Raw genomic sequence first — 24,046 nt, forward strand, 5'->3', positions numbered from 1 at the left:
AAAACAGGAGGGGCCGCAAGATGGCGAATGACTGGTGGAAAGACGCCGTTGTCTATCAAATCTATCCGCGAAGCTTTCAAGATACGAACGGCGACGGTATAGGCGACCTGTGGGGGATTATCGCGCGTCTCGATTATATAAAAGAACTTGGCGCTGATGTGATATGGATCTGCCCGATTTACCCGTCGCCAAACGTCGATAACGGCTACGATGTGACGGATCATCAAGCGATTATGGAATCTTACGGAACGATGGAGGACTTTCACGATCTGCTTACAGAATGCCGCAGCCGCGGATTAAAGCTTGTGATGGATTTCGTCTTAAATCATACCTCCACGGAGCATCCTTGGTTCAAAGAGGCGGAAATGAATCCGGACAGCAAATACCGCGATTATTATATTTGGCGGCCGGGCACCGCGGACGGCCCGCCGACCGATTGGGTGTCGGATTACGGACAATCCGTCTGGCAGTACGAAGAACATACGGGCGAATATTACCTGCATATGAACGCCGTCAAACAAGCCGATCTGAATTGGGAAAATCCCGAGGTTCGGCAATCAGTATACGAGATGATGAGATTTTGGCTCGATAAAGGCGTGGACGGATTGCGTATAGACCAGCTCCATCTTCTGTCAAAAAAAGAATATTTGCCGCCATATGAAGATTACATCGCCCGCCGGGCCGATCCGAAGCCTTTCCGGCCAAACGGAGCACGGATACATGATTACTTAAAAGAAATGACGAAAGAGGTATTTTCCAAATATGACGTGATGTCGGTCGGCGAGGCCGGATCAGTGACGCCTGAGGAAGGGCTCGTTTATACGGGAACCGATGAGCATGAGCTGAATATGATTTTTCATTTTCAGCATATGGAGCTTGATCAGAAGCCGGGCCAAGAGCATTGGGATGTAAAGCCGCTTGAGCTGACCGATTTGAAGAAAGTGCTCACAGACTGGCAGAAAACACTTGAACATCAGGGCTGGAATACGCTGTATTGGTGCAATCATGACCAGCCCCGGATCGTATCCCGCTTCGGAGACGAAGGCACATACCGCAAAGCATCCGCCAAAATGCTTGCCGCCCTGCTTTATTTCATGAAAGGCACGCCATACATTTATCAGGGAGAAGAACTCGGCATGACAAACGCCCCGTTTGACAGGATTGAGGACTATCAGGATATTCAGACCGTCAATATGTATCACAAAAGGGTATTTGAAAAGGGCCGTGACAGAGAAGAAGTCATGGCGTCCATTATGGCGAAAAGCCGTGACCATGCCCGTACACCGATGCAGTGGGACGGCAGCAAGAATGCCGGGTTTACGGAGGGCGAACCGTGGCTCGCGGTCAATCCCAATTACAAAACCGTCAATGCGGCCGAGGCTCAGGATGATCCCGATTCTGTATTGAACTTTTACAAAAAACTGATCCGCCTGCGAAAACAGTATGCTGATGTCATAAAAGGCAGCTACACGCTGCTGCTTCCTGATGACCCGCAGCTGTTTGTATATGAAAGACAAGCAAACGGACAAAAGCTCATCTCCATCAGCAACGTATCGAAAGAAGAAGCCGTCTTTTATTGGCCTGATGGCTCCAAACCTGAAAGCGCCGAGCTTCTTCTCAGCAACTATGAAAATGGCGGCGCGGAATCCCGCATCACATTCCGTCCTTATGAAACAAGAGTTTATCTGCTTGCCTGATATGTGATAGGACGCCCCCGTCCATACATGGCGGGGGCTTTTTAGGTAAATTGGATATCAATTTAGAAAAAAATATCTTGCAAAACGTAATTACTTCGTTTTATTATGGTATAGGTAACAAATGAACGAGAAAGTACGCTTTGGAAATCGTCATCATTCTGATTTACAGAACAGGGGGAAACGGCTTGTTTAAAAAATGGAGCGGAATCATTGTCATTGCGGCATGCTTTTTAATTGCGGCGGGCTGCGGCAATTCATCTTCAAAAGGTTCGTCAGGTTCTTCAAAAAGCGGCAAACTGCACGTCGTGACGACCTTTTATCCTATGTACGAATTCACGAAACAAATTGTCAAAGACAAAGGCGATGTAGACATTCTCATCCCGTCTTCGGTCGAACCCCATGATTGGGAGCCGACGCCGAAGGATATCGCCGGCATTCAAAACGCCGATCTTTTCGTATACAACAGCGAATATATGGAGACATGGGTTCCTTCAGCGGAAAAAAGCATGAGCTCTGATCATGCGAAGTTTGTAAAGGCGTCAAAAGGAATTGACTTACTCGAAGGTTCGGATGAAGAGGAAGAGGAACATGGACACGGCGGTCATGACCACAGCCACAGCATGGACCCTCACGTGTGGCTCAGCCCGGTTCTTGCGCAAAAAGAGGTCAAAACCATTACGGCGCAGATCGTAAAACAGGATCCGAAGAATAAAGCATACTATGAGAAAAATAGTAAAGAATATATTGCAAAACTGCAGGATCTTGATAAACTATACCGTACAACATTAAATAAAGCGGCGAAAAAAGAATTGATCACACAGCACGCGGCATTCAGCTATCTCGCCAAAGAATACGGCTTAAAACAAGTCGCGATTGCAGGCCTTTCTCCTGAAGAAGAGCCGAGTGCGGCCAAACTGGCGGATCTCAAAACGTTTGCCAAACAGCATGATGTGAAGATCATCTACTTTGAAGAAGTTGCATCGCCTAAAGTTGCAGATACGCTTGCCGGTGAAATCGGCGCGAAAACAGAAGTGCTCAATACACTGGAAGGTTTAAGCCAAAAAGAACGGGATAAAGGCATCGGTTATATCGACATTATGGAGAAAAACCTTGATGCACTGAAAGATTCGCTATTGGTTAAATAACATAGTGTGCGCCGCAGGGTGCACACTATTTCTATGCGGGAAAGGAAGGTCAGCATGAATCTCGTTACATTACAGGATATCGTTTTTGGTTATTCGCATACACCCGTGCTTGACGGCGTGTCGCTGGAAATCAAAAGCGGCGAATTTGTCGGCATTACAGGACCGAACGGCGCGTCAAAATCGACGCTGATGAAAGTCATGCTCGGCATGCTCAGACCTTGGGAAGGAACGGCCGAGATCAGTAAAAAAAACGCAGCCGGAAAACGCCTGACAATCGGCTATGTTCCGCAGCAGATTTCTTCATTTAACGCAGGATTCCCAAGCACGGTTCTGGAGCTTGTGCAATCAGGCCGTTATACGAAGGGAAAATGGTTTAAACGATTGAACGAAACGGATCACCACGAGGTGGAAAACGCGCTGAAGATGGTGGAAATGTGGGATTTCCGCCACCGGAAAATCGGCGATTTATCCGGCGGACAGAAGCAGAAAATCTGCATTGCGAGAATGCTTGCGAGCAATCCGGATCTGCTGATGCTTGATGAGCCGACAACCGCGGTTGATTATGAAAGCAGACAGGGTTTCTACGAATTTATGCACCATCAGGTGAAAAATCACAACCGCACCGTCGTCATGGTGACACACGAACAAAACGAAGTACAGCAGTATCTGGATAAAGTCATACGGCTTGAAAGGGGGGAAAAAGGCGGATGGAAATGTTTGACTTGGAATTCATGCGACGAGCTTTTCTAGCGGGAAGCATGATCGGAATTATGGCGCCGATATTAGGCGTATATCTCGTGCTGAGAAGACAGGCGCTGATGGCGGATACACTGTCTCATATTTCATTGTCGGGCGTGGCCATCGGTTTTTTTCTCAGTACCAATATTACGGCGGCGAGCATCGTTGTCGTCACGATCGGAGCGATCGGCATTGAATACATGCGGCGGGCGTACCGTACATATTCCGAGGTATCTATCGCAATCTTAATGGCGGCCGGGCTGTCGTTTGCGATGTTTCTGATCAGCCTGTCAAAAGGCGGCGCGTCGATGAGCATCGATCAATATTTATTTGGATCGCTTGTCACGGTCAGCCAGCAGCAGGTCTATATTATCGGAGGCATTACCCTGCTGATTCTGCTTTATTTCATTATATTAAACAGACCGCTCTATCTGCTTACTTTTGACGAGGCGACGGCGAAGACATCAGGCATTAACACAAACCTGCTGTCAATGTCATTCAGCATCGTGACGGGGCTGGCGATTTCGGTCATTATTCCGATTATCGGCGTGCTGCTCGTTTCCGCGCTCCTCGTACTGCCCGCGGCTTTTGCAATCCGTATCGCCAAAGGGTTTAAATGGGTGTTTGCGGCAGCCATTATTATTTCTCTTTTCAGTGTGTTCATGGGGCTGACGTCTTCGTACCAGCTCGGAACGCCTCCGGGGCCGTCAATCACTTTACTGTTAATCATTCTGCTTCTGCTCGGGTTTACGCTGCAGGGGATTTGGAATGCGTTTAAAAAAGGAAAAGAACGAAAAAACCGCCGTTAAGCGGTGCAGCAGTCTCATCTGCTGCTCCGTTTGACGGCTTTTTTTTACAGAAATATATCAGCAAGACGCTCATATGACTCTTTTTTTGCTTCGAAATCAAAGACGTTGCACAGCACCATCATCTCTTTTGTCTGATACCGCTCGGAAAGTTCAAGCAGACGGCGTTTCACTGCGGCAGGAGAGCCGATCACCATCCGCTTCCTGTTTTCTTCTATCTGTTTACGGTCCTCCGGCGAATACGGATAAGCCTTCGCTTCTTCCACACTCGGCACGCGGCTGTCGGCGCCTTTTCCGACACGAAGAAGCCATAAATCCTGGCTTAAGGCGAGTTCTTCCGCTTTCTCATCCGTAGCCGCGCATATGACGAAAATGGCACAGAGCGAGGCGGGAGCGGAAAAGTGGGCGGAGGCCCGGAAATGGTCCCGATAGATCTGAAAAGCTTTTTCCCCGCGTTCCGGATTAATGAAATGGCCGAAGACATAGCCCGCACCTTGAAGAGCGGCGCGTCTGGCGCTGTTTTCCCCGAGGCCGAGCACCCAAAGCTGCGGGGCTGTTTCAATCAAAGGCGCTGTTTTTATTCCTGCATAAGCATGGTCCGAGGGAACCGAATCTGTCAGAAAGGATGATAAATCCTGAAGCTGCCTGTTAAACTCGGTCATGCTTTTCTTTACCCCGTCTGTGAGGGCGAGCCGGATTTTCGTTGTGCCGCCCGGTGAGCGTCCGACCCCGAGGTCAATCCGGTTTGGATGCAGCGCCTCAAGCTGACGGAAAGTTTCCGCGACTTTATAGGGGCTGTACTGCGGCAGCAGCACGCCGCCTGATCCGACACGGATGGATGTTGTAGCTGCGGCGGTATGAGCGATCATAATTTCCGGCGAAACGCTTGCGAGCCCTCTTGTGCCGTGATGCTCGGCAAACCAGTACCGCTTATAGCCCCATCCTTCACTGAGACGGGCGAGCTCCGCTGAACGGCGGAGCGTCTCGTGCGGCCCGTTTCCTTTGGATACGGGCGCCTGATCAAGTATGCTTAAATCAATCACTCGTCTGCCCCTTTCCTGACATGTATTGATACAAGGATAGGAAAAATGTTCAGTCTTCGTCAATTTCTTTGTTTTCTCTATTCTCTCCGGAACGAAGGAGAATATAGGAAGTAATTTTTCGCCGTTTTTCGCCAAAAATTCTTATGTTTTATGAAACTTTGATATAATAAAAGACGTATATCTTAATAAACACCGGGATTCTTGTCCCGGAATTTAGTAAAAATGCACACTTGCGGCGTGCTTAGCGGCACCCTTACAGAATAGGAGTGAATCATATGGCGATCTCTTTACAAAAAGGACAGCGGATTGATTTAACAAAAGGAAAAGCCGGTCTGTCAAAACTGCTGGTCGGACTCGGCTGGGACCCTGTATCATCCGGGGGCTTTTTCGGAAAGCTGTTCGGCGGAGGCGGTGCCAATATCGACTGTGACGCTTCCGTACTGATGCTTGAAAATGATAAAATGACAGACAGTAAAAACGTCATCTATTTCGGCAATCTGAAAAGCCGATGCGGCGGTGTCGTACACACGGGTGACAACCTGACGGGAGAAGGCGACGGCGATGATGAACAAATTCTCGTCGATTTGGCGAAAGTCCCCGCTCAGATTAATAAACTTGTGTTTGTCGTCAATATTTACGACTGCGTCAGACGAAAACAGGACTTCGGCATGATTCAAAACGCGTTTATCCGCGTCGTTGATCAGGCTAACCGCGAAGAACTGGTGACTTACAATTTAAGAGATAACTATTCAGGCAGAACGAGCCTGATCGCGGCTGAAATCTACCGCGAGGACGGCGAGTGGAAATTCGCTGCGATAGGTGAAGGCACAAACGATACGAAAATCGGCGATATCGTTAACCGATACGCCTAAACGAAAAAAAGGAGAGTGCACACATGGCAATTTCATTGGCAAAAGGACAAAAAGTAGATTTGACTAAAACAAATCCGGGTCTTTCTAAAGTCGTTGTCGGCCTTGGCTGGGATACAAACAAATACGACGGCGGACATGATTTTGATTTAGATTCCAGCGTCTTTCTATTAAATGAAGCAGGAAAATGCGCGTCGCCTGATGATTTCATTTTCTATAATCAGCTTGAAGGCGGAAACGGCTCTGTCGCACATTCAGGCGACAACCTGACAGGCCAGGGCGAAGGCGATGACGAAAGCGTAAGAGTCAACCTGAGCGCGGTGCCTGCCGCTATTGACAAAATTTCATTCGTCATCACGATTCATGAAGCGGAAGCGCGCGGCCAAAACTTCGGACAAGTTTCCAACGCGTTCGTGCGCATTGTCAATGAAGAAACAAATGAAGAGCTGATCCGCTACGATCTGGCTGAAGATTTCTCAATTGAAACAGCCATTATCGCAGGGGAGCTTTACAGACATAACGGCGAATGGAAATTTTCCGCGATCGGCTCAGGCTACCAAGGCGGACTGGCCCGTATTGCGACAGATTACGGCCTGCAAATCGGCTGAACCATATCAAACACAGAAGGGAGAGACGGCACATGGCTATTCAATTGGCGAAAGGACAGCGTGTTGATCTGACAAAAACGAACCCCGGCCTTACAAAAGCGGTGATCGGTTTAGGCTGGGATACGAACAAGTACTCCGGAGGGCATGACTTTGACCTTGACGCGTCGGCTTTTCTTGTCGATGCCCATGACAACTGTGTAAATGATCTTGATTTTGTTTTCTACAATAACCTGGAACACCCAAGCGGGGGCGTCATCCATACGGGAGACAACCGGACGGGCGAGGGCGAGGGAGACGATGAACAAATTATCGTCGACTTCTCAAAAATACCCGCAAATATTGAAAAGATCGGCATCACCGTCACGATTCATGATGCGGAAGCGCGCGGCCAAAATTTCGGACAAGTTTCGAACGCGTTCGTGCGCGTCGTCGATGAAAACAGCCAGAATGAACTGCTTCGTTTCGATTTAGGAGAAGACTTCTCGATTGAAACGGCGGTTGTCGTTTGTGAGCTTTACCGCCATGGGGCTGAGTGGAAGTTTAACGCCATCGGCAGCGGGTTTTCCGGCGGTCTGGCATCACTTTGCCGGAATTACGGCTTGCAGGTGTAAGCAGGAAATTACCGTTTTACTAAATAGGAGGAAAAAACTTGGATTTTCTACATCATATTATGTCGACCTACGCTTCCTTTTTTGATTGGAAAATGTGGGGTGAGGTGCTGACTGACCCTGTATCATGGGGGCTGATCGGTTCCTTGGTTCTGCTGGAAGGGCTGCTGTCGGCCGACAATGCGTTAGTGCTTGCGGTGATGGTAAGGCATCTGCCTGAAAAACAGCGGAAGAAAGCATTAACATACGGATTGTTCGGGGCATATATTTTCCGTTTTATCTTTATCGGGATCGGAATGCTGCTCATTAAGTTCTGGTGGATCAAAGTGCTTGGCGCGCTGTACCTGGCTTGGCTCGTCATTAAGCATTTCTGGATCGGAGAAGGTGATGACGATACGGAAGGCATGAAGAAAAATTCATGGATGGTCCGTACGTTCGGAATTTTCTGGGCCACTGTCGTTTCAGTTGAGTTAATGGATTTGGCCTTCTCTGTTGACAGCATTCTGGCCGCGTTTGCGGTATCGGAAAAAGTGTGGGTGCTCTTGATCGGCGGTATGCTTGGCATTCTCATGATGCGTACAGTCGCAAAAGTATTCCTTGTTTTAATTGATAAAATCCCTGAGCTTGAAAATACGGCTTTTGTGCTGATCGGGATTATCGCCGTGAAAATGGCGGCGAGCGCCTTTGATTATGAAATGCCGCACGTTGTGTTCTTCGGAATCATCATCGCTGCGTTTGTGGTAACGTTTATTATCCACTATTTCAACAAACAAAAGCAGGTTCAGGAGCAAACGGCTGCATCTAAAGAAGAATAAAACAAAAAAGGAGGGAGAGTTCATTTCCTTCCTTTTTTGTACCGATCATCATGAAGAGAAAGGAGGAAAATGATGAGGCAGGAAGAATTGGTGATCCGAAAGGCAGAGCCGGAAAACGATGACTGGGAAACGTTTCTGCTGCGGCCGCTGCCGGAACGTCCCGGTTACGAGCGGGAAAACGGGCTGGCGTTTACCCGGCTTGCCGTCCGGATTTTGGGCACTCCTTATGATGAGACGGAGTATTACAATAAGCTTTTCGAGCTGTCTTCTCATGAAAACATCCATGTGTTAAGCGAGACGCTGGATAAGACCATCGCGCCTGAAACGTTTCAGGCGCTCCAGCACATCCATTCGGTCAATCAAAAAGAGAAAGGGCTTTCGGTTTCCAGGTTTGTCGCGTTTCTCGATGGGGGCAGGCTGCTTGCCAAACACGCTGATCCGCTTATGCACCGCCGGCTGAGAACCGCGTTTATGACGCTTTTGGAAACCTTTGCGGACCGGCATGAAAACGGGCTGAATCATCCCGATTTCCGGCGTGTGCTCTTGGATGTGTCAAAGTTTTCGCTGAACCACCTGAATCCATGGCTTGAACAAGCCGATATAGAGCGTGAGATGCCGAAGGTGGTGTGGTATGGAGACGCTGCCAAAAGCCAGCTCTATTTTCTCTATTATCTCATGCTGATCGGCTGTGACGTCCTATTGTTTCATCCGGCTGCGGAAGATCCGTTCAGCTTGATTGATCCGGATGAGGAACTCAGCTTTGTGATAAAGCTCCCCGCAACAGGCGGCCTTGAGCCATTCCCGAAAGAAAAGCCGGACAGAACGTCCACGACGGCCTACCGGTCAACGAAAGAAATTGAGCATGTGCTGAACCATGAGGAATCTATGATGTATAAGCCTTGGCAGTTCAGGGATCATACCCCGCAGTCCGTGACATTAAAAACGACGTATGATGAGTTATTTCTCATTGCGAAGGAGCGGGCGTTTATCCGGCCGCAATTTAAAGCGGACAGGGAGCGGGTGGCCGTTCCGAACCTTTTTGCGAAAGTGATGGGGGTTTCCAAAGATACGAAAGAATATTGGAATAGACTCCATACCGCCGCAGACTATCAGGAGACACACATGATCCGCAGTTTTCCGTTTACGGAAGAGCTGAAAGCCAACTACCAGTATCACTACAGTCAGGTTTTGAACGAAGAAGGAGCGATTGACGCGGACAGGCTGAAAAGAAGCAACATCTGGCAGTACAAGCATCTCCCGTCAGGCGTGCAGAACGCCATCGCCAATGTGATTTCTGACATGTGCAGAAACCCAGGGCTGAAGGCTTTGCCCGGGGAGCAGGCAAGGGATGCCGCAATCTATTTGTTCCGCCAGGCGACGAACCTGCCCGCTTCGCTGCTGCAATTGATTCAGACGTTTGATTACGCCCAAACCGTTCCGAAACTCGTTTTATATCATACGGAACAAAATGGCGAACTCACACGTTCTGACGCCGCCGCTCTGTTGTTTTTAAATAAATTCGGCGTCGATATCATCTTGTATAATCCGCCGGGGCATCAAGACATTGAGCATTATATTGAAGAAAGCCAATTTGATGTCCATTGGCTGGAGGACATGGTATTTCGGCAGGAATATAAGGAGCCGTCACTCGTAAGAAAGCTGTTTAGAACCATTACGCAAAAGCAGGGAGAGTAAATAAACATGACAGAAAATCAAAATCCGCTTGTTCTTGATAAAAATGAAGAGATTTCTGAACAAAAAGCAGATGACATCAGGGTGCAGCTGCGCCAAGACCCTGAGGTGCAGCGCATTTCACAGCAGATTGACGTGAAAAACCAAATGGAGCTGCTTGAGTACGGAAAAGAACCGGCAGTTGAAATCTCGAAGTTCTCCGACCGCATCTTAAATATGATGAAAACAACAAGTGTCACGGATTCAGGCACAATGCTGACGCAGCTCGGAAAAATCATGGACCGTTTTGACAAAAATGATTTCGATGAACCAAAAGGATTTCTCGCTAAAATGTTCAAACGCGGCAACAGCATGATTGAAAAGATTTTTCAAAAGTACCGCACCCTGGGCGGAGAAATTGAAAAAATCCACGTCGAAATTTCAAAATACAAAGATGAAATGGCAAAGACGAACCATACGCTTGAAGAGATGTATGAAAACAACATTAACTACTACATGGAGCTTGAAAAGTATGTCGTTGCCGGGCAGATGAAGCTTGAGGAAATGCAGGCGCTCATTCCTTCTTATGAAGAAAAAGCGGCAGGCGGAAACCAGCTTGCGCAAATGCAGCTTGATACGCTGCGTGACGGGCTTCAAGCGCTTGAGGAACGTGTCTATGATTTAGATATGGCGCGGATGGTGGCGCTGCAAACGGCGCCGCAGATCCGCCTCCTTCAGCGCGGAAATACGAAGCTCATCGGGAAAATCAATTCCGCTTTCGTCATTACGATTCCGATTTTCAAAAACGGCATCATTCAGGCTGTCACAGTCAAACGGCAAAAGCTTGTGGCTGATTCAATGAGCGAGCTGGACCGCCGCACGAATGAAATGCTGAAGCGAAACGCTGAAAATATTTCAAACCAAAGCGTGGAGATTGCCCGTATGGCAGGCCGTCCGAGCATTGACATTGAGACGATTGAAACGTCTTGGAATACGATTGTCAGCGGTATGCAGGAAACGAAACAGATCGAGGAAGAGAACAGACGTATCAGAGAAGACGGCGCGAAACGGATTCAACAGCTTCAGGATAATATTAAAAACGCAGTCTTAAAGAATTAACACACACCCCGCTTGCTTACGGCAAGCGGGATTTTTTTGCGAAAAAAGATAATGACAATGTGTAAAGACAGGTGTAAACTTATACGGTAATCATTTTCGATTTGAGGTGCTGCTTATGAATAAACAACCTGCTGTCACTCCGCGAAAACTTCTGGCGATTGCCGGAATGGGCTGGCTGTTTGATGCGATGGATGTCGGAATTTTATCGTTTATTATCGCCGCGCTTCACACTGATTGGAATTTAACACCCGATCAAATGAAATGGATCGGAAGCGTCAATTCCATCGGTATGGCAGCGGGCGCCTTTGTATTCGGAATGCTGGCCGACAGGATCGGCCGGAAAAAAGTGTTTATGATCACGCTGTTATTCTTTTCTGTCGGAAGCGGCATATCCGCTTTCGCAACGGGATTGACGGTTTTTCTCATATTGCGTTTTCTGATCGGAATGGGGCTTGGCGGGGAACTGCCTGTCGCCTCAACGCTCGTGTCAGAAGCGTCCGCTCCCGAAAAGCGGGGACGGATCATCGTGCTGCTTGAGAGCTTTTGGGCCGCGGGCTGGCTTCTTGCGGCGGTGATTTCCTACTTTGTCATACCGTCATTCGGCTGGCAGGCCGCGCTGCTCTTAACGGCGCTGGCGGCGTTTTATGCGCTGTATTTGCGGACAGGGCTGCCTGATTCGCCGAAATATGAGTCGCTTTCTGCCAAAAAGAAATCGGTGTGGGAGAATGTAAAAGGCGTCTGGGCAAGACAGTATATAAGACCGACAGTGATGCTGTCGATCGTGTGGTTCTGCGTGGTGTTTTCTTATTACGGCATGTTCCTCTGGCTGCCGAGTGTCATGCTGATAAAAGGCTTCAGCATGATTCAAAGCTTTGAATATGTCCTGCTGATGACGCTTGCTCAGCTTCCGGGCTATTTTTCCGCTGCATGGCTGATCGAAAAAGCGGGCCGGAAGAGGATACTCGTCATTTACTTGATCGGTACAGCAGGAAGCGCCTATTTCTTCGGAACAGCTGATTCCTTAGGCCTTCTGCTTACGGCTGGCATGCTGTTATCGTTTTTCAACCTTGGTGCGTGGGGCGTGCTGTATGCCTATACACCGGAGCAATACCCGACAGCAATTCGCGCAACAGGTTCAGGAACGACAGCGGCGTTTGGAAGAATCGGCGGCATCTTCGGCCCGCTGCTCGTCGGAACGCTCGCAGCCCGCCATATTTCGTTTTCGGTCATCTTTTCAATCTTTTGCATTGCCATCTTACTCGCGGTTGCTTGTATTTTGATTATGGGGAAAGAAACAAAACAAACTGAGCTTGAATAGGGAAAGCACCTCGCGATTGAGGTGCTTTTTTTACATGTGCGCCCGGGCTGAGGATTGGCGATTCCCGGTTGTCTGGTAGAGCGTCATCGCCAGAATGAATAGAATGGCTGTAAATCCTGTAACAGCTCCGAAATGGTGTGAGCTTTGATATAAAAAACCTGCAGCACATGTGCCGACAGTAGTACCTGCATACATAGCGGCATTGGAAAGGGAAGCGATAGTTCCTCGCGCATTCGGTGAAATGGCTTGAAAGACACCCATCATTAACGGAAAGATGATGCCAGCCGTAAAGAACGTGAGAAAAAAGCTTGTTTCTACAAAAAATAAGTTAGGCAAGAAAGGAAGAGCGAAATAGAGAGCGCCCATCAGCAGCATGCCGCCGATCAATGTTTTAAACATGCCCAGCTTTTCTGAAATCCGGCTGCCGATCAGGCTTCCGAGCATATTTCCCAGTCCGAGTACAAGCATAGCGGCGCCAATTTGCGACACGGTTAAATGATAATCCGCAGAAAGCCAAGTGCCGAGAAAGCTGAACGACGCGAAATTTCCGGTTTGAAAGAGGAAATAGGCAAGCAAAATGACCGCTGTTTTCGGCAGCGAAAACAGCTCCCGATATGGAGCGGCAATTGACGTGCGCGCTGTTTGTTCAGAAGGTCGAATATCAGGCATAACAGCTGCCAGGATCAATAGAAGAATAAGCGAGCACGCTGACAAAACGAAAAAGGGAGTATGCCATGTAAAGGAAGCGAAAAACCCTCCGATCGGCAGTCCGAGCATTTGTGAAGCGGCCAATCCCGCTGTCGCAATCCCCATGCTTTTCATGATCTGAGAAGGCTGGACGAGGACAGGGATGGACGCCCAAATTTGAGGCGTCACAAACGCAGCGCTAACGCCTGCGGCAAAACGGAACAGGCACATGGCGGCAAAAGAGGGTGCGATGCCGCATAAAAACGTGGATACAATAAAGCCTGCAAGCCCCCACAGCATGACTGTTTTCCTGTTAAGCCTGTCTGAGATCGGGCCCGCAATTAAAGCGAACAGCGCATAACCGAGTGCATAAGCACTGACCATCCAGCCTGACAAATCGGTAGAGACATGAAACTGATCCTGTAAAAGCGGGAGAAGCGGAGAAAGTAAAAAAGTATCCGTGCCAATGACAAACATCACACTGAAGAAAAGCCAAATACGATTCAAATGTTATCACTCCTATAGTTTTATAACTTTGAAACTATGAAACAGATATGTATAGAGGAAACCCTTTGTTAAAGGGTTTCCAAAAAGCCGGGCAGGTATGTTTGAAATGTGTCTTCCCGCAGGCTGACGTATTTTGTCCGTGAATTTTTCCGAGTTGCCGTTAATCCCGCTTCCCGCAGCGTTTTAAAATGATAGGATGCTGTGGTTTTGACAATATCGCATTTTTCACCTACTTCACCGCAGCTGAGTTCTTTTCCGCTGTAATAAAGCGTCCGAATAATGGCAAGCCTCGATTCATCAGACAGCGCTTTAAAGATTTGGGCTCTGATTTGATCATCTGATTGTTTCATAGTCATAAAACTATAATACATAATGGGAGGTGGAAAAGCAACTTATTTTTCCAGTAAAGGAGAACAATTATAGAAAAAAGAGGAATTAAGTTCCATTAAAAGCGCTTTCAAACATAGGTGAGCGAAATATCACCTGTAAAATACAATCATAAAGGAGTATAACAGAGTATTTAGAAGCATAAATAAGGTCAAACGGCCACAGGGATGTTTATAAAGAAATGATACAGAATAAAAGGAAATATGCTGTTTGTGGGGATGTTACATAAATGTTACGTTAATAAAGATTGCTTAATATGGAGGGAAAATATGAGTGTAGATGAGAAACCAATTAAGATAAAAGTCGAAAATGTATCCAAAGTTTTCGGAAAACAGACAAAAAAAGCCATTCAGATGCTGTCCAGCGGAAAAAACAAAAAAGAGATCCTGAAAGCGACCGGATCAACCGTTGGTGTCAATCAAGCAAACTTTGATGTTTATGATGGGGAGATATTTGTCATCATGGGTCTATCGGGGAGCGGTAAATCAACTTTAGTTCGGCTGTTAAACCGGCTTATTGAACCGACTGCCGGGAATATTTATATTGATGGTGACATGATAACAAATATGTCAAAAGACCAGCTCCGGGAAGTGCGCCGGAAAAAAATCAGCATGGTCTTTCAAAAATTTGCGCTGTTTCCGCACAGAACGATTCTTGAAAATACGGAATACGGTTTGGAGCTCCAAGGCGTTGACAAAAAAGAGCGTGAGCAAAAAGCGCTTGATTCGCTTAAGCTTGTCGGTCTTGAAGGCTTTGAACACCAATTCCCCGATCAGCTCAGCGGAGGAATGCAGCAGCGTGTCGGCCTTGCCCGCGCATTAACGAATGATCCTGACATTCTTCTGATGGATGAAGCTTTCAGTGCGCTTGATCCGCTGATCCGTAAAGATATGCAGGATGAGCTTTTAGACCTTCATGACTCTGTCGGCAAAACGATCATCTTCATCACGCATGACCTTGATGAAGCACTGCGCATCGGCGACAGAATCGTGCTGATGAAAGACGGTAACATCGTTCAGATCGGGACACCTGAAGAAATTCTGATGAGCCCGTCCAATGAATACGTTGAAAAATTCGTTGAAGATGTTGATTTATCAAAAGTTCTGACAGCGGGCCATATCATGAAGCGCGCTGAAACTGTGCGGATTGACAAAGGGCCTCGTGTAGCGCTGCAGCTGATGAAGAACTTGGGTATTTCTTCTATTTACGCCGTTGATAAACAGAAACAGCTTCTCGGCGTCATTCACGCGGCGGATGCGAAAAAAGCGGTGGAATCCGACTTATCGCTTCAGGATATTTTAAATACTGAATTTACGACTGTGCACGAAAGCACCTACTTGACGGAAATTTTCGATGTCGTGTCTGATGCGAATATTCCGATCGCCGTCACGGATGATAAGGACCGCATGAAAGGCATTGTCGTAAAAGGCGCATTAATCGGCGCGCTTTCAGGCAATAACGATTATATAAATGTTGAAGATTCTGCTGAACAAGCTCAGGATTCTTCTGTTCAGGGGGTGAAGTAAATGGACAGATTGCCTAGAATTCCGTTAGCAGATATCGTTGACCGGTTTGTTGACTGGCTTACTATGACGTTCGGAGGTTTCTTTGACGGAATCTCAAACGGTTTGGCCGCTTTCGTAAACGCGATTGTGAGCGGTTTAGGTTTCATCCCGTCTATTTTATTGACTGTTATTTTTGCAGCTCTCGCTTGGTGGATCAGTACGAGAGGAATTGCACTCTTTACGTTAATCGGATTCCTTGTTATTGATTATTTGGGTTATTGGTCGCCGATGCTGCAAACGTTGGCGCTTGTCGTCACATCTGTTTTGATTTCCATTATTATCGGGGTTCCGATCGGCATATGGGCGTCTCAGAAAGAAACGGTCCGCCGCATTGTCACACCGATTCTGGATTTAATGCAGACCATGCCGGCTTTCGTATACCTGCTGCCTGCCATTTTCTTCTTTAATATCGGGGTTGTGCCAGGCGTTGTGGCATCTGTTATTTTCGCGATGCCTCCGACGATCCGCATGACGGTTCTCGGTATTAAACAAGTTCCGGCTGATCTGATTGAAGCGACGGAAGCATTCGGTTCAACGACGTCTCAGCGTCTGTTCAAGGTTCAGCTTCCGCTTGCCACAAAAACCATTCTTGCCGGTATTAACCAAAGCATCATGCTTGCTTTGTCAATGGTCGTTATCGCGGCCATGGTCGGAGCGCCGGGTCTCGGTTCTGAAGTATACAGCGCCGTGACACAATTGAAAACCGGTGTCGGAGTGGAAGCGGGTATCGCGATCGTCATCGTAGCGATTACACTCGACCGTATCACGCAAAACATTAAAGTGAAGAAGAAGAGCAGGGGGAATGCCTGATGCTTAAGAAAATCATCGGTGTCGGCGTTACCGCTGCGCTGGCTCTTTCTTTGGCTGCCTGCGGTTCGCAGACTGATGGTAAGGCAACGGCTGCGGACCAGGTGAACAAAACCATTATCGGTATTGATCCGGGATCGGGAATCATGGCCCTGACGGATGAGGCCGTGAAGGATTACGGATTGAAAGACTGGAATGTCGTCACGGCGTCAAGTGCTGCCATGACGGCGACATTGAAGAAATCATATGACCGGAAAAAGCCGATCATCGTAACGGGCTGGACGCCGCACTGGATGTTCTCCAGATACAAGCTGAAGTTCCTTGATGATCCGAAAAAAACGTACGGAACTGCCGAGCAGATTCATACGATTACAAGAACCGGCTTCAGTAAGGAACAGCCTAACGCGGCCAAAGTTCTCAGCCAGTTCAAATGGACGCAGGACGATATGGGAGAAGTCATGATTGCCGTTGAAGAGGGCGAAAAGCCGGCCAAAGCCGCTGCTGAATATGTGAAAAAACACAAAGATCAAGTAGCTCAATGGACAAAAGGCGCCCATAAAGTCAAAGGGGATAAAATTAACCTGGCATATGTGGCTTGGGACAGTGAAATCGCAAGTACGAACGTGGTCGGAAAAGTATTTCAAGACCTCGGCTATGACGTGAAGCTGACGCAAGTGGAGGCAGGACCGATGTGGACTGCGATTGCGACAGGCAGCGCGGATGCGTCATTGTCTGCTTGGCTTCCGAATACCCATAAGGCATATGCGTCTAAATATAAAGGCAAATATGAAGATGTAGGAACGAGTCTGACAGGCGTCAAGATGGGTCTGGTCGTTCCTCAGTACATGAAAAACGTCAATTCAATTGAAGATCTGAAGAAGTAATGAGGAAAAGCAGCCCTGTAACGGGCTGCTTTTTTTATGCTTCAAACGATTTGAGGACGGCAGCCGTTAATATCTCAACGCCTGTAAAGATGGCGCTTCGGTCAAATGTCATTTGGGGATGGTGAAGCCCCGGCTGCAGACCGCATCCTAGGCCGAGCATCGTCGTTTTCAAGTTTGGCACCTTTAACCCGTAAAAGTGAAAATCCTCTCCTCCGGTTGTCACAAGAGGTTCATCCACATGTTCTTCTCCGAGAATGCCGCTTATCGCAGATGCCATGATGGATTCCGCCTCTTTGTTTCGCTCGGCTGCCGGGAGGCTGTGTTCTTTTTGCAGTTCGATTTTTGCGCCGAATGCGGCAGCAGCCGCCTCACAGGCTCTTTCGGTTTCGGCGGTTAATTTCTCCATGGCGGCATTGGTTTGTGCGCGGAGATCAAGGCTGAACGATGCTTTTCCCGGAATGATATTGGAACTCTCACCGCCTGCCTGAAGCTTTGTCATCTTCACGGAATGCGGGATGCCGGGATCAAGATGAATGAAGCTGAGTTTTTGGACGAGAAGAGCGGCGATTTCGATACTGTTAAGGCCGAGATGCGGTCTCGCGCCGTGGGCTTCTTCTCCGATAATCAGGCCTTCTATATGCTGGCTTGAGCCATGCAGAATGGACGGTGCGCATCGGCCGTTTGCCGTTTCCTGTACGGGGCGCACGTGCACGCCGTATAAGAAATCAACATCATCCAGTACGCCTTTTTCAATCATTTTCAGCGCTCCGCCGCCTTTTTCTTCCGCCGGCTGAAAAATTAAGCGGATGGTGCCCTTCGGAAGTTTCGGCTGACTCTTTAAAAGCATCATCGTGCCGAGCGCCATCGTCATATGTGAATCATGTCCGCATGAATGGTTCGCCTGAAAGACACCGTCCACTTCCTGCCACAGCGCGTCAATATCCGCCCGGACAGCCACAACGGGCGAGCCTTCTCCGATTTCGCCGACAACACCGGTGCAATCATCAAACGTGCGGGTCCGGCAGCCGGCCTCTTTCAGTTTTTCAGTCAGATATTCAGTTGTTTGATATTCTTTCCAGCTTACTTCGGGATTGGCGTGCAGGTGGTCAAAAATATCCATAATGACTTGCTTTTCATGCGCTGTGAGTCTGTTCATGCCGTAAGTCCTCCTTCAAAAGCTGTCTGTTTTTTATTTTTGATATTGAAAACAGGCAATCGGTCTGTATATAATATAGCACATATCTGTATTTTCTGAATAGTTTATAAATTTAAAGCGGGATGGTGATGTTATGGCTGTGCCGAAGGCCGAACCTGTATTGAAAAAGAAGAAATTGTTTGTGATGCCTGATGCTTATGTGCTGCTGTTCATTGTCGCTTTACTATGCGCGATAGCGTCGTACATCGTTCCCGCGGGGGAATTTGACAGGGTGACAAAGGGCAGTGTGACGTCCGCCGTCCCGGGGAGTTATCATTCTTTAGACCGGTCTCCTGTCAGCCCGATCGCTTTTTTTACCGCGATTCAGGAAGGGATGACAAGTTCCGCGCCGATTATTTTTTTAATCCTGTTTACGGGCGGCACCATTGCGATTTTGGAGAAAACGGGCGCCATCAATGGATTGATCAGTAATGTCATCAGTACGTTCCGCACAAAACAGCTGCTGTTTATTGCGATTGTCGGATCTCTATTTTCGATCCTCGGCACAACCGGCATCGTCGTTAATTCCGTGATCGGTTTTATTCCGATCGGCCTGATCGTCGCCCGCTCGCTGAAATGGGACGCCGTGGCCGGAGCGGCCGTCATTTATATCGGCTGCTATGCCGGGTTTAACGCGACGATTTTATCACCTTCACCGCTCGGGTTATCACAAAGCATCGCGGAGCTGCCGCTGTTTTCCGGTATCGGCCTGCGGATTGCCGTCTACATTTGTTTTCTGTTATCATCTATTTTATATATTTATCGGTATACGAGAAAACTCAGAAAAGCAAAGGACGCCAGTCTGCTGGGGAACGATTGGTTTCCGGCGGCAGGTTCACTCCCGCAGGTTTCTGAGCCGGAGGACAAGCATGTCCCGTTTACCGTCCGCCATAAATTGATTCTGGCTGTTGCGGCTTTGTCGCTTGCCGGCTTTTTATACGGCGCGCTTACTCTTGGCTGGTCTGATTCAGAGATGGCCGCCGTGTTCATTTTTATCTCAATCGTGTCCGGCCTGATTGCTGGAATGGCGGCAAATGATATCGCAAAAACGTTTATTACAGGCTGTCAGGGGCTCGTTTACGGTGCACTGATCGTCGGAATGGCGAGAAGCATTTCCGTTATCTTGGAACATGGAAAGCTGCTTGATACGGTAGTCAATGGACTAGCGTCACTGCTGCACGGTTTCAGCCCGATGGCAGGCGCAATCGGAATGTATATTTCCAGCGCCCTGCTTCATTTTCTGATTTCATCGGGCTCAGGGGAGGCGGTCGTATTTATTCCGATCTTGGCGCCGCTTGCCGATCTGATGGGCATCACGAGACAGGTCGCGGTTGAAGCGGTCATGCTCGGAGAAGGCGTCGTAAACTGTGTCAATCCGACTTCCGGCGTGCTGATGGCCGTACTGGCTGCCAGCGGCATTCCGTACGTAAAGTGGCTTCGCTTCATGATTCCGCTGGCGCTGATTTGGTTTGTCATCGGTCTCGTGTTTATCTGCATAGGCGTCCTGATCAATTGGGGCCCTTATTAACATTTTTGTCAATGATATTTCGGTTTATCATTATGAATCGGCAAGATATAATGGGAGTTGTAAGCCATTCTTAATAGTACGGGAGGAAGTCATGAATCAGCGTCGGAACGGACTTTCAAACGTGAATGGAAAGAGTGAGAGTGTGAAAGAGAAAGAACGAATGATTTGGTCAGAAGTCGGAATGCTTGTGGGCACACTGTCTTTGCTTGACATCATCGTACGCGGACTTGTTCTGAACTGTCCGTTTAGGGAATGGGCCGGTAGCTTGGCGGTTTTCTTCATTATAATTGTTTATTATTGCATCAGGGCGGGAGCGTCGGGAATGCTCATGCCGAGAATAGACACCAAAGAAGAACTGCAAAAGCGGGTGAAGCAGCAGCGGATAGATTCAATTGCGGTCACTTTTGCGGTAGCGGCGATTACGATGTACGACAGGGGGTTTCCCCATACATTCTTTGCTTGGCTGAAAATGATCTTTCTTTTTATCGTCTGCGGAGGCATTCTGTTTCTGCTTCGGTATGTCATTGTGAAGCTGTCTTACAGAAGAGCGATAAAAGAAATAAAAAAGAAATCATCTTGACAGGTGGTTTCTTTTTTTGTTTGAAAGCGGGAAGTCTTTTTAATTGATAGGAATATAGATTTGAATTCACTCTGTCACGTTGCTTTGATAGAGAGAGTGTGATAAGTTGAAATGTAAGCGTTAACAAAATTATCCAGTCTTCACAACAGTTGAAAGGAGCTGAAGAAAGAGTAAGAGGAATTTTTGACTCCGCAGTCAGTCTTCAAAAATGAAATAAGGAGTGTCAAAAATGTTTGAAAAACGATTCAAAACCTCTTTACTGCCGTTATTCGCCGGATTTTTATTGCTGTTTCATTTGGTTTTGTCAGGCCCGGCGGCTGCAAACGCTGAAACTGCAAACAAATCGAATAAGGTGACCGCGTCATCGGTCAAAAACGGGACCATCCTTCATGCATGGAATTGGTCGTTCAATACGTTAACACAAAATATGAAAGATATTCGTGATGCGGGCTATGCAGCCATTCAGACGTCTCCGATTAACCAAGTAAAGGAAGGGAACCAAGGAGATAAAAGCATGAGGAACTGGTACTGGCTGTATCAGCCGACATCGTACCAAATCGGCAACCGTTACTTAGGCACTGAACAAGAATTTAAGGACATGTGTGCAGCCGCGGAAAAGTATGGCGTAAAAGTCATTGTCGATGCGGTTATCAATCATACTACCAGCGATTATGGCGCGATTTCTGACGAGATTAAGCGTATTCCAAACTGGACCCATGGAAACACACAAATTAAAAATTGGTCGGATCGATGGGACGTCACTCAAAATTCATTGCTTGGGCTATATGATTGGAATACACAGAATACTGAGGTGCAGGCCTATCTGAAACGTTTCTTGGAAAGAGCATTGAATGACGGAGCAGACGGGTTCCGCTATGATGCCGCCAAGCATATAGAGCTTCCGGATGATGGGAATTACGGCAGCCAATTTTGGCCGAATATCACAAATACATCGGCGGAGTTCCAATACGGAGAAATCCTGCAAGACAGCGCGTCCAGAGATACTGCTTATGCGAATTATATGAATGTGACGGCTTCTAACTACGGGCATTCCATCAGATCCGCTTTAAAGAACCGTAATCTGAGTGTGTCGAATATCTCCCGTTATGCATCTGACGTGTCTGCGGACAAGTTAGTCACATGGGTGGAATCACATGATACGTATGCCAATGATGATGAAGAGTCCACATGGATGAGTGATGACGATATTCGTTTAGGCTGGGCAGTGATTGGTTCCCGCTCAGGAAGCACGCCTCTTTTCTTTTCCAGACCTGAGGGCGGAGGAAATGGTGTAAGATTTCCCGGAAAAAGTCAAATAGGAGATCGCGGGAGCGCCTTATTTAAAGATCAGGCGATCACTGCGGTCAATCAATTTCACAATGTAATGGCCGGGCAGCCTGAGGAACTCTCGAATCCGAATGGGAACAATCAAATATTTATGAATCAGCGCGGCTCAAAAGGCGTTGTGCTGGCAAATGCAGGATCGTCTTCTGTCACCATCAATACTTCAGCGAAATTACCTGACGGCAGGTATGATAATAGGGCCGGCGCCGGTTCATTTCAAGTAGCGAACGGCAAACTGACAGGTAAGATCAATGCCAGATCGGCGGCTGTTCTTTATCCTGACGACATTGGAAATGCGCCTCATGTCTTTCTTGAGAATTACCAAACGGGGGCAGTCCATTCTTTCAATGATCAGCTGACGGTCACCCTGCGTGCAAATGCGAAAACAACAAAAGCCGTTTACCAAATCAATAATGGGCAGCAGACAGCATTTAAGGATGGAGACCGACTAACGATCGGGAAAGGAGATCCAATCGGCACGACTTACAACATCAAATTAACCGGAACGAACGGCGAGGGTGCAGCGAGAACCCAAGAATACACATTTGTCAAAAAAGACCCGTCCCAAACCAACATCATTGGCTATCAAAACCCGGACCATTGGGGCCAGGTAAATGCTTATATTTACAAACATGATGGAGGCAGGGCCATAGAATTAACCGGATCGTGGCCGGGGAAAGCCATGACTAAGAATGCAGATGGAATGTACACGCTGACGCTGCCTGCGAATGCGGATACGGCCAACGCCAAAGTGATTTTTAACAATGGCAGCGCCCAAGTGCCCGGACAGAACCAGCCCGGCTTTGATTATGTGCAGAATGGTTTGTATAACAACTCCGGTTTGAATGGTTATCTTCCGCATTAATGGATAGGGCCATCATCACATCAGCGTGCCGGCAAACCCCCGCTTCTGGGAAAGGGACAGCGCGTCTTCAATCACGCTGAAAAGATGACAGCATCCTAAAACGGTTCCGTTTTAGGATGCTGTCATCATTCTGGAAACCATCACCGATATTTTTTTGTCCAAAAATCAAACTTTTCTCTTGCAAAAGTTTGTGAAGTGTTGCACAATATAAATGTGAAATGCTTCACAAGATAAAAACAGACACCACGAAACACTGGAGGATGAGCATACATGATGAACGAACGAGTGAACAAAGTAGCATTAATCGGAGCAGGTTTTGTTGGAAGCAGTTATGCATTTGCGTTAATTAACCAAGGGATCACAGATGAGCTTGTGATCATTGATGTAAATAGAGAAAAAGCCATGGGAGATGTCATGGATTTAAATCACGGAAAGGCATTTGCGCCTCATCCGGTCAAAACGTCTTACGGCACATATGAGGATTGTAAGGATGCCGATATCGTGTGCATCTGTGCAGGAGCCAATCAAAAACCGGGTGAAACGAGACTTGAGCTGGTCGAAAAAAATCTCGCCATTTTTAAAAGCATTGTCGGTGAAGTAATGGCAAGCGGATTTGACGGCATCTTCCTCGTTGCCACAAACCCGGTCGACATTCTCACTTATGCGACATGGACATTCAGCGGGCTGCCGAAAGAACGCGTCATCGGAAGCGGCACGACACTGGATTCTGCGCGATTCCGTTATATGCTGAGCGAATACTTCGGAGCCGCTCCGCAAAACGTACACGCCCACATTATCGGCGAGCACGGCGATACCGAGCTTCCTGTATGGAGTCACGCCAATATCGGCGGAGTGCCGGTGCAGCAATTGCTGGAGAAAAATGCAGCTTACAAACAGGACGAGCTGGATCAGATCGTTGACGATGTGAAAAATGCGGCCTACCATATTATCGAGAAAAAAGGCGCGACATATTACGGAGTGGCGATGAGCCTCGCCCGCATCACAAAAGCGATTTTGCGTAATGAAAACAGCATTTTAACCGTCAGCACATATCTGGACGGCCAATACGGTGTAAACGACGTCTTTATCGGCGTTCCGGCCGTCGTCAATCGGAACGGCATCGCAGGTGTGACGGAACTTGAGCTGAATGAAACAGAACAGGCTCAATTCAGCCGCAGCGCAAACGTGCTGAAAGATATTCTCGCTCCGCATTTCGCAGAGTAAACAAAAAAGCAGTACATGACAAACGCCATGTACTGC

22 protein-coding genes are annotated in these 24,046 nt (G+C 47.9%); 18 read left to right on the forward strand and 4 right to left on the reverse strand.

Translation table 11 applies throughout. The features are described from left to right. Positions 1 to 20 precede the first annotated feature (20 nt). From NYE28_RS01540 to NYE28_RS01555, 4 genes are all read left to right on the forward strand, one after another. A complete protein-coding gene (locus NYE28_RS01540; protein ID WP_337681218.1) occupies positions 21 to 1,697 on the forward strand; it encodes an alpha-glucosidase in 1,677 nt (558 codons plus the stop codon). Positions 1,698 to 1,882: 185 nt separating this feature from the next. Then, positions 1,883 to 2,842, forward strand: coding sequence for a metal ABC transporter substrate-binding protein (locus NYE28_RS01545; protein WP_064107327.1), 960 nt, complete (start codon positions 1,883 to 1,885; stop codon positions 2,840 to 2,842). Between the two features lie 54 nt (positions 2,843 to 2,896). Next, entirely contained in the window at positions 2,897 to 3,592 is a 696-nt protein-coding gene (locus NYE28_RS01550) for a metal ABC transporter ATP-binding protein (protein ID WP_003156655.1), read from the forward strand. Continuing rightward, positions 3,550 to 4,389, forward strand: coding sequence for a metal ABC transporter permease (locus NYE28_RS01555; RefSeq protein ID WP_007409044.1), 840 nt, complete (start codon positions 3,550 to 3,552; stop codon positions 4,387 to 4,389). The genes NYE28_RS01550 and NYE28_RS01555 overlap by 43 nt, the downstream gene beginning before the upstream one ends. A gap of 44 nt (positions 4,390 to 4,433) precedes the next feature. Here NYE28_RS01555 and NYE28_RS01560 read toward each other — a convergent pair whose 3' ends face one another. Beyond that, positions 4,434 to 5,429 carry an LLM class flavin-dependent oxidoreductase gene (locus NYE28_RS01560; protein ID WP_007409045.1) on the reverse strand — a complete coding sequence of 332 codons (996 nt, stop codon included), beginning with the start codon at positions 5,427 to 5,429 and terminating at the stop codon, positions 4,434 to 4,436. A 275-nt stretch (positions 5,430 to 5,704) separates the two neighbouring features. Between NYE28_RS01560 and NYE28_RS01565 the strand changes: the two genes are divergently transcribed. The 7 genes from NYE28_RS01565 (at position 5,705) to NYE28_RS01595 (ending at position 12,437) form a co-directional block, all read left to right on the forward strand. Beyond that, positions 5,705 to 6,301, forward strand: a complete 597-nt coding sequence (locus NYE28_RS01565) for a TerD family protein (protein ID WP_043021499.1) — start codon at positions 5,705 to 5,707, stop codon at positions 6,299 to 6,301. 23 nt (positions 6,302 to 6,324) lie between these two features. Next, positions 6,325 to 6,906: a TerD family protein gene (locus NYE28_RS01570; RefSeq protein WP_007409047.1), complete on the forward strand. Its 582-nt coding sequence runs from the start codon at positions 6,325 to 6,327 to the stop codon at positions 6,904 to 6,906. A gap of 32 nt (positions 6,907 to 6,938) precedes the next feature. Then, a complete protein-coding gene (locus NYE28_RS01575; protein WP_003156645.1) occupies positions 6,939 to 7,517 on the forward strand; it encodes a TerD family protein in 579 nt (192 codons plus the stop codon). 38 nt (positions 7,518 to 7,555) lie between these two features. Further along, the gene (locus NYE28_RS01580) at positions 7,556 to 8,329 is read left to right on the forward strand and encodes a TerC family protein (RefSeq protein WP_003156644.1); all 774 of its coding nucleotides are present in this window, start codon (positions 7,556 to 7,558) and stop codon (positions 8,327 to 8,329) included. A 72-nt stretch (positions 8,330 to 8,401) separates the two neighbouring features. Further along, complete coding sequence (locus NYE28_RS01585) at positions 8,402 to 10,024, forward strand: YceG family protein (protein ID WP_095352425.1); 1,623 nt, start codon at positions 8,402 to 8,404, stop codon at positions 10,022 to 10,024. A gap of 6 nt (positions 10,025 to 10,030) precedes the next feature. Beyond that, a complete protein-coding gene (locus NYE28_RS01590; protein WP_007609246.1) occupies positions 10,031 to 11,119 on the forward strand; it encodes a toxic anion resistance protein in 1,089 nt (362 codons plus the stop codon). A gap of 115 nt (positions 11,120 to 11,234) precedes the next feature. Continuing rightward, positions 11,235 to 12,437, forward strand: a complete 1,203-nt coding sequence (locus tag NYE28_RS01595; RefSeq protein ID WP_342490262.1) for an MFS transporter — start codon at positions 11,235 to 11,237, stop codon at positions 12,435 to 12,437. Between the two features lie 30 nt (positions 12,438 to 12,467). Here NYE28_RS01595 and NYE28_RS01600 read toward each other — a convergent pair whose 3' ends face one another. Both NYE28_RS01600 and NYE28_RS01605 read right to left on the reverse strand, forming a co-directional pair. Beyond that, on the reverse strand, positions 12,468 to 13,631 hold the full coding sequence (locus NYE28_RS01600; protein ID WP_342490263.1) for an MFS transporter: 1,164 nt from the start codon (positions 13,629 to 13,631) through the stop codon (positions 12,468 to 12,470). Positions 13,632 to 13,699: 68 nt separating this feature from the next. Beyond that, positions 13,700 to 14,002 (reverse strand): metalloregulator ArsR/SmtB family transcription factor, encoded by a 303-nt coding sequence (locus NYE28_RS01605; protein WP_081719893.1) that lies wholly within the window; start codon positions 14,000 to 14,002, stop codon positions 13,700 to 13,702. Between the two features lie 285 nt (positions 14,003 to 14,287). On the opposite strand from NYE28_RS01605, the gene opuAA reads away from it, so the two are divergent. Genes opuAA through NYE28_RS01620 form a run of 3 tightly spaced genes read left to right on the forward strand, consistent with a single transcriptional unit; the run spans position 14,288 to position 17,274 of the window. Then, positions 14,288 to 15,544 carry a glycine/proline betaine ABC transporter ATP-binding protein OpuAA gene (gene opuAA / locus NYE28_RS01610; protein ID WP_016936830.1) on the forward strand — a complete coding sequence of 419 codons (1,257 nt, stop codon included), beginning with the start codon at positions 14,288 to 14,290 and terminating at the stop codon, positions 15,542 to 15,544. After that, the gene (gene opuAB / locus NYE28_RS01615; RefSeq protein WP_003156639.1) at positions 15,545 to 16,393 is read left to right on the forward strand and encodes a glycine/proline betaine ABC transporter permease subunit OpuAB; all 849 of its coding nucleotides are present in this window, start codon (positions 15,545 to 15,547) and stop codon (positions 16,391 to 16,393) included. Next, positions 16,393 to 17,274 carry a glycine betaine ABC transporter substrate-binding protein gene (locus NYE28_RS01620; RefSeq protein WP_015416757.1) on the forward strand — a complete coding sequence of 294 codons (882 nt, stop codon included), beginning with the start codon at positions 16,393 to 16,395 and terminating at the stop codon, positions 17,272 to 17,274. Before opuAB ends, NYE28_RS01620 begins: the two co-directional genes overlap by 1 nt. Before the next feature lie 34 nt (positions 17,275 to 17,308). Here NYE28_RS01620 and NYE28_RS01625 read toward each other — a convergent pair whose 3' ends face one another. Further along, positions 17,309 to 18,430, reverse strand: a complete 1,122-nt coding sequence (locus NYE28_RS01625) for a M20 peptidase aminoacylase family protein (protein ID WP_342490264.1) — start codon at positions 18,428 to 18,430, stop codon at positions 17,309 to 17,311. A 133-nt stretch (positions 18,431 to 18,563) separates the two neighbouring features. Between NYE28_RS01625 and NYE28_RS01630 the strand changes: the two genes are divergently transcribed. The 4 genes from NYE28_RS01630 (at position 18,564) to NYE28_RS01645 (ending at position 24,010) form a co-directional block, all read left to right on the forward strand. Further along, positions 18,564 to 19,997: a YfcC family protein gene (locus tag NYE28_RS01630; protein ID WP_225046151.1), complete on the forward strand. Its 1,434-nt coding sequence runs from the start codon at positions 18,564 to 18,566 to the stop codon at positions 19,995 to 19,997. 91 nt (positions 19,998 to 20,088) lie between these two features. After that, positions 20,089 to 20,577 (forward strand): DUF6773 family protein, encoded by a 489-nt coding sequence (locus NYE28_RS01635; RefSeq protein ID WP_007409054.1) that lies wholly within the window; start codon positions 20,089 to 20,091, stop codon positions 20,575 to 20,577. A 229-nt stretch (positions 20,578 to 20,806) separates the two neighbouring features. Continuing rightward, positions 20,807 to 22,786 carry a starch-binding protein gene (locus tag NYE28_RS01640; RefSeq protein ID WP_342490265.1) on the forward strand — a complete coding sequence of 660 codons (1,980 nt, stop codon included), beginning with the start codon at positions 20,807 to 20,809 and terminating at the stop codon, positions 22,784 to 22,786. Positions 22,787 to 23,056: 270 nt separating this feature from the next. Further along, entirely contained in the window at positions 23,057 to 24,010 is a 954-nt protein-coding gene (locus NYE28_RS01645; protein WP_014416851.1) for an L-lactate dehydrogenase, read from the forward strand. Positions 24,011 to 24,046 lie beyond the last annotated feature (36 nt).

Source organism: Bacillus sp. FSL R5-0443, assembly GCF_038608285.1.
GTDB classification, from domain to species: domain Bacteria; phylum Bacillota; class Bacilli; order Bacillales; family Bacillaceae; genus Bacillus; species Bacillus velezensis.

Coding starts and splice junctions, on each gene's coding strand:
- NYE28_RS01590 (WP_007609246.1), top strand. CDS start 10,031: ATGACAGAAAATCAAAATCCGCTTGTTCTTGATAAAAATGAAGAGATT.
- NYE28_RS01640 (WP_342490265.1), top strand. CDS start 20,807: ATGTTTGAAAAACGATTCAAAACCTCTTTACTGCCGTTATTCGCCGGA.
- NYE28_RS01585 (WP_095352425.1), top strand. CDS start 8,402: ATGAGGCAGGAAGAATTGGTGATCCGAAAGGCAGAGCCGGAAAACGAT.
- opuAA (WP_016936830.1), top strand. CDS start 14,288: ATGAGTGTAGATGAGAAACCAATTAAGATAAAAGTCGAAAATGTATCC.
- NYE28_RS01575 (WP_003156645.1), top strand. CDS start 6,939: ATGGCTATTCAATTGGCGAAAGGACAGCGTGTTGATCTGACAAAAACG.
- NYE28_RS01595 (WP_342490262.1), top strand. CDS start 11,235: ATGAATAAACAACCTGCTGTCACTCCGCGAAAACTTCTGGCGATTGCC.
- NYE28_RS01635 (WP_007409054.1), top strand. CDS start 20,089: ATGAATCAGCGTCGGAACGGACTTTCAAACGTGAATGGAAAGAGTGAG.
- NYE28_RS01620 (WP_015416757.1), top strand. CDS start 16,393: ATGCTTAAGAAAATCATCGGTGTCGGCGTTACCGCTGCGCTGGCTCTT.
- NYE28_RS01630 (WP_225046151.1), top strand. CDS start 18,564: ATGGCTGTGCCGAAGGCCGAACCTGTATTGAAAAAGAAGAAATTGTTT.
- NYE28_RS01570 (WP_007409047.1), top strand. CDS start 6,325: ATGGCAATTTCATTGGCAAAAGGACAAAAAGTAGATTTGACTAAAACA.
- NYE28_RS01605 (WP_081719893.1), bottom strand. CDS start 14,002: ATGTATTATAGTTTTATGACTATGAAACAATCAGATGATCAAATCAGA.
- NYE28_RS01555 (WP_007409044.1), top strand. CDS start 3,550: ATGGAAATGTTTGACTTGGAATTCATGCGACGAGCTTTTCTAGCGGGA.
- NYE28_RS01550 (WP_003156655.1), top strand. CDS start 2,897: ATGAATCTCGTTACATTACAGGATATCGTTTTTGGTTATTCGCATACA.
- NYE28_RS01565 (WP_043021499.1), top strand. CDS start 5,705: ATGGCGATCTCTTTACAAAAAGGACAGCGGATTGATTTAACAAAAGGA.
- opuAB (WP_003156639.1), top strand. CDS start 15,545: ATGGACAGATTGCCTAGAATTCCGTTAGCAGATATCGTTGACCGGTTT.
- NYE28_RS01625 (WP_342490264.1), bottom strand. CDS start 18,430: ATGAACAGACTCACAGCGCATGAAAAGCAAGTCATTATGGATATTTTT.
- NYE28_RS01645 (WP_014416851.1), top strand. CDS start 23,057: ATGATGAACGAACGAGTGAACAAAGTAGCATTAATCGGAGCAGGTTTT.
- NYE28_RS01540 (WP_337681218.1), top strand. CDS start 21: ATGGCGAATGACTGGTGGAAAGACGCCGTTGTCTATCAAATCTATCCG.